Source organism: Neobacillus camarae (assembly GCF_054950115.1).
In genome coordinates this window covers 523,224-536,427 of sequence record NZ_JBUCKX010000004.1, presented here as the reverse complement: position 1 = coordinate 536,427, position 13,204 = coordinate 523,224, and the positions used below count along the sequence as shown (strand labels likewise).

The following is a 13,204-nucleotide window of genomic DNA, read 5'->3' as shown; positions in this document are numbered from 1 at the left end:
CCCCCAATCCACTAAAGTTTAACGCGGTAAAGCAGTGGGGGACAGGCCCCCACTCTGCTAAAGTTCAACGCGGTGAAGCGGTGGGGGTCAGGCCCTCAATAAATTCAAACTGATGTTTACCACTGCTGACATTAACTCTTACGATCAAATCATTCGATGTTTCTTGTTGTTTTCCATTGTGGGTAATACTACTGTTTCCAGGGAGTACGACTGTAGCTGTGGTATTGGCTGGTATTTCAATATCTAGTTTTATCGTTTTATCTAATTTTGTCCATGCAGAAGTTAATAATCCGTAGCCGGTTTTAAGTTCTGCTTTTGCTGCAGTTAGCCCACAATCGATATGGGGTTCAATGATACTGGTTTTATATCCTGGTAGGTCTGGCTTTATTCCGGCAATATGGCGGTATAGCCAATCCCCTACACATCCAAATGCATAATGGTTAAAGGACATATGGCCAACAGTTCCATCTTGTGCGATTGCAGACCACGACTCCCATATGGTCGTTGCCCCATTTTCAACCTCATAAAGCCAGGATGGGCATTCCGTTTGATAGAGTAAACGGTAGGCGATATCAGCATGGCCATCTTGACACAGCACATCTAATAAATACGGTACCGAAAGGAATCCTGTATCAAGTTTATAGCCATTTTCCTTTATTAATTCTCCTAATTGCTTTGCAACTTGCAGACGCTTTGAGTCAGAAACCATATTCATTTGAAGGGCCAAAATATAGATGCCCTGAAAATGGGCACTGATTCGGCCATTGTCAACGATATACTCTTCTTCAAACGCTTTTCGAATTTTACTATTTAAATCTTTATACATGGCAGCAAGATCAGCCTTGCCAAGTAGTTCAGAAATAGAAGCCATAAGATTCACAGAGTTTGCGTAGAAACAAGTGGCTACAAGTTCTTTTGTCCTGATGGCACTTTCCATAGGATTACCTATGCTCGGGATGAGCCAGTCTCCAAAATGAAACCCTGTGTTCCACAAATACTTCTGCCGTTCTAGTCGAGTTGAGTCGGATTCCTCTAAACCTTCCGGAATCTCCGTTTCCGCTATACTCCGCACATACTGGATCCACTTTGTCATCGCTTCATAATTTTCTTCCAGAATTCGTGTATCTCCATATCTCTCATATAATACCCAAGGAACTATTATAATGGCATCGCCCCATCCGGCACTCGATAGCTGGCCCATGGCGGAGCTTTCCCGGACATAGTACTTGCCCGTGGGGACAAAATTGGCGATTTGCCCATCAGGGAATTGTTCCATCCGTACATCACCCAGCCATCTCGCAAGGAAGGAGTAGACATCCATGTTAAACGCGGCAGTTGGGGCAAATACTTGAATATCTCCCGTCCAGCCAGCGCGTTCCCGCTGAGGGCAATCGGTAGGAATCGATAGCATATTCGTTTTTTGACTCCATTGGATGTTCTGCTGCAATTGATTCAATCTAGGGTCGGAACATTCGAAGTTACCCGTTCTCTCCATTTCACTATATAAAACAATGGCTTGTACATCATCGGTTTGAATATCTTTAGGATGACCCGTCACCCGGACATAACGGAACCCATGAAAAACAAAACTAGGTTCAAACGTTTCAGGACCGTTTCCTTTTGCAATATAAATATCGATTTGGTCCTTATTGCGGCCCATGATATTCATAAAGAACTTTCCGTCTTTATCAAGAACCTCACTATGTTCCATGCAAATCGTGGTACCCTCAGGGACATCCATGCGAATACGAACCCGTCCTGCAATGATTTGACCGAAGTCAATAATCTGCGCCCCTTCCTCTTCGCGGTGGATATCACATGGTACCAATTCCTCCATCGCCCGGACACTTGGTCCATATTGGGCCGTTAGGTTTTCAAGGGAGTATTCTGCCAAAAGGGCCGGAGTCCACTCACTGTCATTAAAAAGCGGTTTGCTCCAGTTGGTCTGCTCCAGGCGGGCATCATATTTTTCACCGATAAATAGATCGGCATATTGCCAAGGACCTGTGCTTGAGACAAATTTGTCATCCGATATGATAGATTCCGTTGTTCCATCTTGGTATTCCAATTCTAATTGCAGCAATAAGCCCAGTTTGTCACCAAATTGACAGCTATGCCCTGTCAGCTGGATACGGCCAATATACCAGCCATCAGCCAATATGGCACCGAGGACATTGCTTCCTTTTTCAATTAAATCCGTGACGTCATAGGTCTGATATTGCAAATGTACACCATAGGCAGTAAAATCGGGTGCGAACTCAATATCCCCCACTCTTTTTCCGTTCAGTTCCAGTTTGTATATCCCGTGACTAGTGACATACAGACGTGCTTTCTTTAGAGCTTTTTCTGCTGAAAAGGCGCGGCGCAATAATTGCGGCGGGCGAAGGTCTTTTGCTCTTTCCTCAAGACTAGTAACCTTTAAGCCGCCGGAAAAGATATCTTGCACAGTGATAAAAGGCTCTTCTACTGCCTCCTGCTGCACTGGTTCAATCCAGTTTGCCGCCCAATCTTCTTGTTTCAATAATCCCATTTCCCAGCAGGCCCGTTCGCTCCACTCTGACTCATTCCCTTGGTTGTCCCATAATTTAACCTTACAGTTATATTGCTTACGGGATTTTAATTGGGGACCTCCGTACTCAACCCAAAGTGATTGGTCACTCTCAATTTTCCCAGTATTCCATACCTCATCCCCATTATCCTCTGTCACTATTAGGTGGTAAGCCAATTGTAAAATCCCCGTTTGATTTGTCTGGATGAGCCAGCTAAAACGTGGTTTAGGGACATCAATTCCTAAAGGATTTTTCTGATTTTCTACTTTTAAATCTTTTACAGCTAAACGATTATCCATTGATCACACCATCTTTGATTGTCTTGTTTTTTGTTTCCGTATGATTGGTTTTATAGAAGAACATCAACACCGCAAAAATAAGAGCACAGGCCGCAGGAACTAACGCCGCGGTCACCAAAATCCCTTCCAGGCTTCTAGCAGTAGGAGCACCGCCTGATTTATAGCCGTATGCAGCTAGAATAAAACCTGCTAAACCACCAGAAAGAGAGGAACCTAATTTTTGAATAAAGTTATAAAGAGAATAATATACACCCTCAATGTGCAGCCCATTTTGTTTAATCGAATACGAAATGGCATCCGGCAGGATACCCCACGCAGCAAACATAGTTAAACCTGTAAATGCACCAGCCAAAATATTAAGGACCAATACGATTGGTGGATTGCTGGTTGGTGCGAAATAGATCAAAAGGTAATCCAGAATAGTCAATACCCCTATGGAAATATAATAGTTTTTCATTCCGATTTTCATGACTAAAGCAGGAGAGAGGAATGTCAGGATTAAACCGACGATTCCGCCAACAGCTGAAACAACACTGAATAGGTTGGCATTCCCAACATTGTAGATAAAGTAATAGATTCCCGCGGCTCCGCGTACACCTAAACTCAATTGTGCCAGCAAAAAGGCTGCACATAATATGACATAAGGTTTATTGGTAAAAATCGTTTTAATCGCAAGCTTAAATGGAACTTGCTCACTAGTTTCACTTACTGCCACCTGCTCTGCGGTCCCTTTAAAACAAGTAAGAATCAATATAATCGCTAGTACACCGATAAGGACCCCCATGAAGAAATAACCACTTTTTTCACTTGGGAACAGACCAACAATGGGAACGGTAATAGCACCAGCGACAGCAGCAGCTATGCCCGAGAAAATGATCAGGTATTTCGATAATTGCGTTCTTTCTTGGACATTGTCCGTCATGACCGTGTTTAAAGCAGCATGAGGGATACTAACGACGCTATATAAAACACTTATGAGCAAATATAAGGTAAAAGCATAGAATACCTTTCCTGAACCAGAGAAATTTGGTGCGTAAAAGAGGAAAGCAGCTACGATACCATAGGGGATTGCACCGAATAATAAATAAGGCCTTAATTTCCCCCACTTCGTTTTCGTTTTGTCGACTAAAAATCCGAATGGTATATCAAATCCGGCATCAATCAACCGGACCAATAGTAAAATAGAGCCTGCTGTCGTAGCTGAAATTTTCAATACATCTGTAAAATAGTACAAAATATACATGGATATAAAAATATAAACAAAATCCTTACCAAATGCACCCGATCCAAAGGCTAACTTTTGTTTTAACGAAATACCGGACGGATCCTTCTTCTTCATTTTCTCAACTCCCTTAAAATTGTTAATCGCTTACAAATAATGATTTAATAACATTATTAAACTTTTTTTCGAAACCTATTTAGCAACTAAAATGGTAATAAAAAGTGCTTGATAGTTTGGTGTAAGCGATGTCATAATTATCTTACCTGATATTTTCTGAATTTTTTATATCAAATTAAGCTGTGTTTTATGACAAATCATAACTTTTTTAATAGGAATTTAGGAGTGCAAAGATGCATAAAAAAGAGTTGGAAACATTACTAAAGTCTTACGATGAAATGGAAACTATATCTATTAATCATGATATAAAATATCTAGAGGAAATCTTAGCAAGGATTCATCAACAACCTGTGGAAATGTACAAAAGCGATATACTTACTGCAGATATTTTGATGAAAAATACGGAGAAAATTTCGTTTATGAAGCATCCGCGTTTTGTTGAAATAAAAAAACATAAACATGATTATTTAGAGATGAGCTATGCATTCCGCGGCAATTTTACCCAAGTGATCAATGACCAAGTAGTGGAGATGAGCGAAGGCGACCTCACGATTCTAGATACCGATGTCGTCCATAGTATCAACAGAGTAGATAAGGATACCATCATCATTAATATTCTTCTAAGAAAGGACTACTTTAATCAGTATATTTTATCCCATCTGGCAGAAAATGACCTTATTTCAGAGTTCGTCATTGATGCGATTTATCGCCCCAATATAACCGGCAGGTATCTTTACTTTCCTGCCCATGGTAATAATAAAGTCAGACACTATATCAGTACCGCCATGTGCGAATACTTGGATCCTGACCTTGCCTCAGTGGAAGTAGTAAATTGCAACATCATCCTGCTCTTTACTGAATTATTGCGGATTTCCAGAAGAAATAAACTTCAGGTTAATGACGAAATGCCTATTAAGACATCCTTTGTGGAAATATTAAAGTACATTGAAGAAAATTATCTAACGGCAACTCTCACGGAAGTCGCCATTCGGTTTCATTTTCATCCCAATTATTTAAGCAGAATCCTGAAGGAGAACTTAGGCAAGACGTTTAGTGACATGATTCAAGAGCTCCGCCTCCGTCAAGCTAAGCTTTTACTCGAAAATACTGAACTTCAAATTAACCGTATTGCGGAGGAAGTGGGATACTCCAATTTCCATCATTTTTATAAAAAGTTCAAGGAATATTATCATGTCACTCCTGCAGAGTACCGTAAACAAATCAAAGATTAATAGATTAAGTTAATTCATTAACGGTACCAATTAAAGTATTTTTTCATGTTACGCGTTGTTACACTTATGTAACAAGTGACTTTTGCCGTTATTTTAGTCTAGATTATCCCCATATATATACCAATAGTTTTAATTGAATTAAGATATCTTTAGAGTTTCTTATATTATTTTTACTATGAAGTGATTAAACACGATAAAAATAGATTTAGTAGGTGTCAAGATGCATAAAATTATTTTCTTGGATATAGACGGAACACTGGTAAATCATCACGGCGTTATGCCAGAGTCAGCGAAACTTGCCGTACAAAAGGCAAGGGAAAATGGACATCTTGTGTTTATAAATACGGGGCGATCTAAATCACAACTATTTCCTGAAATACTCCAGGTGGGTTTTGATGGAATCATTGGAGCCGCTGGCGGGTATATCGAAATAGAAGAAGAGGTTTTATTTCATGAAGGGATTAAAAAAGCCGATGTTCAACTACTGGTGGAATTTTTTATCAAGCATGAAATTGACTTTTTTTTAGAATCAAATAACGGTGTATTTGCCAGCCCGAACAGTAAAAGGTATTTTCAATCTATAATAGACAAAATGATATTGGAAAAACCTGAGGCAAAAGCAGATATTGAAAAAGGGATCCAACCATTTTTTGATTTAATCATAGTAGAGGATGATTTGATTAGGGATGATATTAATAAAGTCTCGTTTTTTAGTTCGGATTTCCCCCTCGAAATCATAGGGCAAGAATTCGCGCCGAGATTCACAGTCATTCCCAGCACAGTGTCTGCTATGGGAAGGAATAGCGGAGAGCTATCGATTCAAGGCATTACCAAAGCAACCGCTATCGAAAAATTGATTTCCCATTTACATATCCCAAAAGAAAATACCTTTGCATACGGTGATGGTTACAACGACATCGAGATGCTTGAATTTGTCCAACACGGAATTGCTATGGGAAATGCACAAGAAGCCGTTAAGAATGTAGCTAATGATATTGCCGATTCAGTTGATGAAGATGGAATCTATAATAGCTTTAAGAAATATGGTTTAATCTAATGAAGTCTGTCCCTCATCGCATTAAAGCATTACTAGGGTGGGGGCCTGTCCCCCACCCCAATAAAGATTTAACGCGGTAAAGCAGAAATCATTAAGATTTGGCTATTCATGGTTATTTTGAGGATGGAAGTGAGATTTCGTCAGGATTTCTTTCGTTGAGGTCCATTTTGTATAAATGCCATTCCCCATCATTGTCTTTTCCGAATTTGGCATCGACCATGAAATAAACTATCTCCCCGTCAGCAGCAACAATTGGGTGTGATGCATAACTGCCCATTTTGGTGAGCTGCTGTTCCTCCTTGTTCTCCATGCTGTATGAATACAGCTCATACTGGAAAGTGCCGCCGCTGTCCGGGTTAGCGACCGATTGGAAAATTAAATTCTTCCCATCAGGTGTGAAAGAGAAGTCAAATATATCCGTTTCTTTCTCGGAATCTGAAAAAACATTGTATTGCTCCGGATGATCAAGCGAAACGGAGAAAACCCGCTGCTTCGTTTGGAATATTTCATCTGCATTTTTCGCTTCCGAATCATCATCACTTTGAAAATAAAGGGTACTGTCATCCCCGGAAACCACCAAAGACGTCATGCTGTATTTCTTCGTATCTGTCAATTTTTCGATTCCTTTTGAATCGAAGCTGTATTCAAAAATATCAAAATCATGCGGCCTTTTCCCTGTAATCGGCGAGTAATTGGTAAAGGTACCGGCACCGAGGAAAAACAAGGACTCACCATTCCTTCCAAACTCCACTTCGGTCACAAGGTCTTTGTTCGAGAAAAGTTCCCTCGCCTTTTGGGTTTCAAGGTCAATTACTTGAACACTTGAATAAGGATGATTTTCCATGTCCTTGCTAGCCACAACAAAGGCCAGGAGTTTTCCATCCGCTGAAAAACTGGGGTCCAATATACGCTTATCATTTTCTAGTTCCAAAATTTTTTGACTCTCGTCATTTTCATTCTTAAAAAGATTCAATATCGGTTTTCCTTGTTTATAAGATACATAGGCAATCGTATTGTTTTCGGATACATCGTATTGGTTAGTAAGACCTTCATCCTTTTCGTTGTCTTCCTTTGCCAAAAGGAGACCGGCTGAAAGAAGGGAAACTAGCAAAAGCGCCGGCACACTTAAGACCAGCATCCATTTTTTCCTGTTCAATAATAGCAACTCCTTATGTAAATAATGGCAGCAGCAAATAACCGACAATGATAAGGGATAATAAAACTGGGAGAACTGGCGTCCATAGCACAATTCTTTTGTGTTTTTCCCACTGGACAAGCTGCAGCCGGTACAATGCACCCCAAATAGCCAAAGGCGTTATAAACACCAACATCATAAAATGCAACTTTCCTATCATCATAAGACCGCCAAAGATAAAAAATAAACATGCCGTACAAATAATGAGGCCTGTCGTAATATAAAGAATGTGTATGACCTTTTTGCCGCCCGGAACTTTTGTTTCTTGCGCGCCAGGCAAAAGCGCTGTTTGATAAAGCAGGACAGCCGTCAATATAATATTCAGCCAGGTCAAAAGCAACATAATGCTTTCAATCGCACCACCTGAAAGATTCGCAGCACCAAGCAGGCCATACGACCACAGCAGCAGATGGGCCACAAGGATAAAGATACTCCAGCGCTTTCTCAAGGTACTCCTGAAATGGGAAAATGCCAAGACCAGCAGAATGGTTCCAAGACCGATTGATGAAATCAGCCAGTCATACTCTGCATCCCCATTAATCAACAGGAAAGCAAGATAGAGCCCGGAAGCGGAAAATAGAGATAGCATGGCCAAGATGATAAATAATTGCTTCCGGAACGGATATAACACTTGCTGCATTTCCCGGCCGATGTTTTCTTCATCACCAAACTGCTTGATCGCCATTTTGGCTGCCTCCTGTTCTGAAAAGCCTTTTCCTATGTACTCCTCCATCAACAATTCAAGATGGACAAGCATTTCTTCTGCCATGTCCTCCTTATCTTCAGGAGTTCCGTCAATCCCTGCGACAATCCTGTTTACATAATTTTTGAGCCGTTCGGTCATGTCAGTCCCTCTTCCACACGACGAACAAGATTCTGGACCAAACTCCAGTTTTTCCGCTTCTCCTCCAATTCAGCCGCACCATTATCTGTAAGATGATAATACTTCCTTCTCCCGGAATCGGTATCCGTCCAATAGGACTCGATCCACTCCTTTTTTTCGAGCCTTTTAAGTGCGGGGTAGAGTGTCCCCTCCCCCATTTCATACTGTTCCCCGCTCGTCTCCCTCAGGATTTTCATGATTTCGTATCCATACAAATCGCGCTGGGAGATCAACGACAGCAGCAACAGGTCGATACTCCCTTTTAGCATTTCTTTGTCCATAGAGACCACCTCTTATTACTGATTAACTATATCGTATCACCCTGTATATCGTATTACAAGGTATATAACAAAAAATCCCAACATTTTTAGTATCTAAAGAAACTCGCCCTCGTGAGGATAAGGATAGCCTATCCGCCGCCCCGTTTAATTATTTCCTCCTTAAGAACTGTTCTCAAAGACAGTTCTCCTGATTTTTCCCTGGCTTTTGTCGTTAAGATCCTCCTTAACGACAATTCCACTGATATTCCAATAGTTTTTGTCGTTAACGATAAAAAAATGGCACAATCAGCAAATCCGCCAATCGTGCCTCATTAGAGTAAGTGCGTTTTCCATAATGAGAATCGCACTAGGGAATTAATTTAGTAGCCTTTGCCCTTTCAGCCGTGCGGTCCAACCAAGGGCTAAGAGGCTTTTTCAACACCAGCGCGACTAAGAAGCTGAAACCCGCAAAACCAAGCAAATACAGTATATCCTTGATAACCACTTCCTTTATCATCCCGCCAACGGTCTCCCGCAGCATACTAACCGCATAAGTGAACGGCATAAACGGATACAATTTTTGAAAAAAGGAAGAAGTCACGACGACTGGAAAGGTGGCCCCTGAGCTTGAGATTTGCAGCACCAAGAAGATAATCGCCAAACCCTTTCCAATATTTCCAAACACCGAGCATAAGGTGTAAGTAATGATAACGAACACGATGCCGATAAAGACACTCAATAGGACAAACCAAAGCTTGTCGACCACGTAGGAATGGAGGATATACAAATCCCCAAGTGATACAATAATTGCTTGAAAGATGCCGATGGTAAGAAACGTGAATAGCCTGCCAAAATAAAGCTGGTATTGTTTATACTGCTTCTCCGGATTTTCCACATCCACCCTTAGGGAGGAGATGAGAAGCATCCCTCCGACCCATAGGGCTAACATTGTGTAAAATGGCGTCATCGCAGAACCATAATTGGGGATTGGAAAGATGCGTTTCGTCTTCAACTGGATAGGGCTTGATAAAAAATTGCCTTCTGCCTCCGGGTCATGCGTTAAAAATTCAATCAAATCATGAATATTGACACTTTGATTAAATTGTCTGATCCGGCCTGCCGCCGTCCGTATTTCATCTTCGAATCCCGGAAGATCATTTCTTGCCAAGTCCGCTGCCTTATGTATGACCCTTACCACTTCTGGCAACTTCGTTCGGATCAAGTCCGCCGCTTTCCGGATATCATCCTCCACTTTAGGCAGATCGTTTCGAACGAAATCGGCTGCTTTATGGATTTTCCCCTCAATTGTCGGAAGATCATTTTTCACAAAATCAGCTGCCGTATTAATGCCTCCCACTACTATGTCCACCTGCTGTAATATATCATTTCGGTGGTCTTGGATATCTTGATGAATGGTCTTCAATTCGTTAAAAAGGGAATTCAGCTGATCCTGATTGGCGGATGTGTCCGATTGGTTCGCCTCACCCAAGCTATCGATAGCTTGGCTGATTTTTGTTTCAATTTCTGTTAGATTTGAAACCACATCACTCATAATGGCCGTTGTGCCCTGTATATCAGAGAGCTTGTCCTGCAATGCCACGATTTGCTTCCCTGCCTCCTCTACCGTCGGCAGGTTTGCCTCTACTTTTAGAATACTGTCCCCAGCACTGTCCAGTTCTGGGATTCTCTGTTCAAGTTGAATGATTTGCTGGCCTTTTTCTTGTATCTCCGGCAGCTTTCCTTCAAGCTCGATGGCTTTATTTCCCATGGCTTCAATCTGCGGCAAAGCCTTTTCCAAGTCAAGGATTTGGCTGGCAACGTTTTGGATGGATGGCCATTCTTTTTGGAGTTCGACACCGGCCTGATAAAAAGCTGAAAAAATGGCATCGCCGACAGTTTCTGTAAAGGCATCACTAATCTGAGCAGTAACACTGGATGCACCTGAGCTGGTAATTTTCGGGGCAATCGCATTGATTTTCTCATTTACCCCGAAAACAATCTCAGGTTTCTGTGGGTTCGCTTCGATAATGCTCGCCAGTTTCTTGGAAAAATCCTTCGGGATGATGAGGTAGGCATAATAATCCCCATACTTTACTCCCTTTATGGCTTGATTCCGTTTTACAAACACCCAACCCAGCTTCCGATTTTTTTTTAACTTCTTAACGGTCTCAGCTCCTGCATTAAATTTTTTATCGAGGACTTCTGCCCCCTCGTCCTCGTTCGCCACCGCCACTTGAATGCCTGATGTATTCCCGTAGGGGTCCCACATCGACTTAATATTAAACCAAGCATAAGCAGATGGCAGGACCATCAGTCCAGCCACCAATAGCAGAACAGTTGGTACGCGGAATATATTTTTCCAATCCGTTATATAGATGTGCCAAATCTTGCCCATTTTTCCCCACCTCAACCAATAAGCGCTAGTTTTATTATTAGAAGTGGCTAGGTTATTATCCATTCATTTCCTTGTAGAGCAATAAAAAGCCGGCACAAGTTGGAAGAAAACCGATTCAGCTGCCTTTAAAGATATTCACAAAAAAACTTGAAAACAAGTTACGTTTTCAAGTCTGCTTAGAATTTGCAAGAATATTAGCCTTCAGATGAATGAATAAGTTCATTCAGGGTCCGTCGTACTGCCCCTGGACCTTGTATAAGAAGTTTAAAGTATTCTTCTACTCTTCTTCCCATTCCAACCTCATATAAATCTACCCCAAAGATTCTTTGGTTAGACAGAATGGGGGTTAAGTGTTGACCTACGGATTCTGGATTGCCGAATTCTATATTTTTCATATATCGCTGCACTTCTTCTAAAAGAGGGTCAGGACTCAGCTTCATTTCTCTCCCCTCATCATTAATACCCTTGAGGTAACGGCACCAACCTGCTAACGTCAGTGGGATAAATGTTAAATCATCGACATCTAAGTCGTCCCTTTGGACATACGATTTTACGGTTTCCCCAAACCGAATGGCGAGCTTTTGGGAGGTATCGGTTGCAATCCTTTGTGGCGTATCCGGATTATTTGGATTAGGGAATCGCACTTCAAGGACTTCTTTAATAAAGTTCATAGGGTCAATGATACCAGGATGGGTGACCGTCTTCATCCCTTCCACATATCCAATTCTTTCAACCAAGGCTTTTAGGTCGTCATCCTTCATTTCGTCCGAAATCAAATGATAATCCAGCAAGCAGCCAAAAATAGCCAATGCAGTATGAAGCGGGTTCAAACAGGTGCATACCTTCATTCTCTCCACTTGGTCCACAATGTTTCTTTCCGTAAAATACACGCCGGCCTTTTCCAATGCAGGACGGCCATTTGGAAAATGATCTTCAATCACTAAATACTCCGCTTCCTCTGTATTCACAAAGGACGCAAGTGCCGGCCGATTTGGTTTTGGATAGATCAGCTGAGCGCTGCCATAACCTAACTGTGTCAATTTATCTGCCACGATTTTAGATGGCTGGGGTGTAATTTTATCAATCATGCTCCAAGGGAAGGTGATTTTTGTTTCATCAGCCAGATAATTTATGAACCCTTCATCCACAAAACCAAGCTGCTTCCAGATGGATGCTACTTTCAATATCGCCTCTTTCAGCTTATCTCCATTATGGGAGAAGTTATCCGTACTGACTAAAGCTAACGGCATTTTTCCATTTTGATACCTTGCATGCAAAAGGGCCGCAATCATAACCATTGTATGATTGGGGTGAATCAGTCCCTTTTCGATTTCCGTTTTTACATTTTCACGAATTTCCCCACTAAAGTCTGTTAAGTCATAACCTTTTTCTGTGATGGAAAAAGTAACAAGTTGAAGAGATGGATTTTGAAAAATTTCGTTTAAGCGCTGCCACGATGCAGGATTATTTTTTGTGGCGATGCTTTCCGCCACGCTGGCGATCACTTCCATATCGAGTGCCCCATCTAGTTTCATGACGACATTCAGGCTTAAATTATCATGGGGACGATAGATTTTTTCAGCCACCTCATTGCTATGGGTGGAAACCACAATAATTCCTTTGTCGGTTTCGCCGTTTTCGATTAAACGCTGTTGCAGGACTGAATGGAACGCTCTAAATAAGTTCCCAGGACCAAAGTGCACCCAGACCGGCGATTCTTTGGTGTTCTCCCAGATTTCCTCAAAATCATAATTAGGTGTCTTAATGCCAAGTGTTAAAAACTGGTCTTTTTCCTTTTTGAGTTGTTCTTTACCTAAATGAAGCAATCTTATTACCCCTTTGTTTATATTTCTTATAAACATTTTCATAAGTTTGTCCAGCACTTGTACCAATATAAGCTAATATCCTCACCAAAGATTGGAGGCGTTTCCTTCCTCTTGGTTTTATTTTACAGGTTATATAACAGGATTTCACTATTAAAAGTTATGGTGATTG

9 protein-coding genes are annotated in these 13,204 nt (G+C 41.4%); 2 read left to right on the top strand and 7 right to left on the bottom strand.

Annotated elements, in window-relative coordinates:
- Positions 1–64: 64 nt before the first annotated feature.
- Both ACY8D0_RS23980 and ACY8D0_RS23975 read right to left on the bottom strand, forming a co-directional pair.
- Entirely contained in the window at positions 65–2,848 is a 2,784-nt protein-coding gene (locus tag ACY8D0_RS23980; protein ID WP_462412959.1) for an alpha-L-rhamnosidase, read from the bottom strand.
- A complete protein-coding gene (locus ACY8D0_RS23975) occupies positions 2,841–4,187 on the bottom strand; it encodes an MFS transporter (RefSeq protein ID WP_462412958.1) in 1,347 nt (448 codons plus the stop codon). The genes ACY8D0_RS23980 and ACY8D0_RS23975 overlap by 8 nt, the downstream gene beginning before the upstream one ends.
- Before the next feature lie 233 nt (positions 4,188–4,420).
- Here ACY8D0_RS23975 and ACY8D0_RS23970 point away from each other — a divergent pair, with 233 nt between their 5' ends.
- Positions 4,421–5,419 (top strand): AraC family transcriptional regulator, encoded by a 999-nt coding sequence (locus tag ACY8D0_RS23970; RefSeq protein WP_462412957.1) that lies wholly within the window; start codon positions 4,421–4,423, stop codon positions 5,417–5,419.
- A 220-nt stretch (positions 5,420–5,639) separates the two neighbouring features.
- Positions 5,640–6,476: an HAD family hydrolase gene (locus tag ACY8D0_RS23965; protein WP_462412956.1), complete on the top strand. Its 837-nt coding sequence runs from the start codon at positions 5,640–5,642 to the stop codon at positions 6,474–6,476.
- A gap of 112 nt (positions 6,477–6,588) precedes the next feature.
- On the opposite strand, the gene ACY8D0_RS23960 is transcribed toward ACY8D0_RS23965, so the two are convergent.
- The 5 genes from ACY8D0_RS23960 to ACY8D0_RS23940 form a co-directional block, all read right to left on the bottom strand.
- On the bottom strand, positions 6,589–7,632 hold the full coding sequence (locus ACY8D0_RS23960; RefSeq protein WP_462412955.1) for a TolB family protein: 1,044 nt from the start codon (positions 7,630–7,632) through the stop codon (positions 6,589–6,591).
- Positions 7,633–7,645: 13 nt separating this feature from the next.
- A complete protein-coding gene (locus tag ACY8D0_RS23955) occupies positions 7,646–8,515 on the bottom strand; it encodes a permease prefix domain 1-containing protein (RefSeq protein ID WP_462412954.1) in 870 nt (289 codons plus the stop codon).
- Positions 8,512–8,835 (bottom strand): PadR family transcriptional regulator, encoded by a 324-nt coding sequence (locus tag ACY8D0_RS23950; RefSeq protein ID WP_462412953.1) that lies wholly within the window; start codon positions 8,833–8,835, stop codon positions 8,512–8,514. Before ACY8D0_RS23950 ends, ACY8D0_RS23955 begins: the two co-directional genes overlap by 4 nt.
- 346 nt (positions 8,836–9,181) lie before the next feature.
- The gene (locus ACY8D0_RS23945; protein WP_462412952.1) at positions 9,182–11,209 is read right to left on the bottom strand and encodes a YhgE/Pip domain-containing protein; all 2,028 of its coding nucleotides are present in this window, start codon (positions 11,207–11,209) and stop codon (positions 9,182–9,184) included.
- A gap of 194 nt (positions 11,210–11,403) precedes the next feature.
- Positions 11,404–13,035, bottom strand: a complete 1,632-nt coding sequence (locus ACY8D0_RS23940) for a mannitol dehydrogenase family protein (protein ID WP_462412951.1) — start codon at positions 13,033–13,035, stop codon at positions 11,404–11,406.
- Positions 13,036–13,204: the final 169 nt, after the last annotated feature.

What these genes read in the sequence shown, in the direction of transcription:
- ACY8D0_RS23950 (WP_462412953.1), bottom strand. Translation starts at nt 8,835, where the DNA reads ATGGACAAAGAAATGCTAAAAGGGAGTATCGACCTGTTGCTGCTGTCG.
- ACY8D0_RS23955 (WP_462412954.1), bottom strand. Translation starts at nt 8,515, where the DNA reads ATGACCGAACGGCTCAAAAATTATGTAAACAGGATTGTCGCAGGGATT.
- ACY8D0_RS23975 (WP_462412958.1), bottom strand. Translation starts at nt 4,187, where the DNA reads ATGAAGAAGAAGGATCCGTCCGGTATTTCGTTAAAACAAAAGTTAGCC.
- ACY8D0_RS23970 (WP_462412957.1), top strand. Translation starts at nt 4,421, where the DNA reads ATGCATAAAAAAGAGTTGGAAACATTACTAAAGTCTTACGATGAAATG.
- ACY8D0_RS23945 (WP_462412952.1), bottom strand. Translation starts at nt 11,209, where the DNA reads ATGGGCAAGATTTGGCACATCTATATAACGGATTGGAAAAATATATTC.
- ACY8D0_RS23980 (WP_462412959.1), bottom strand. Translation starts at nt 2,848, where the DNA reads ATGGATAATCGTTTAGCTGTAAAAGATTTAAAAGTAGAAAATCAGAAA.
- ACY8D0_RS23965 (WP_462412956.1), top strand. Translation starts at nt 5,640, where the DNA reads ATGCATAAAATTATTTTCTTGGATATAGACGGAACACTGGTAAATCAT.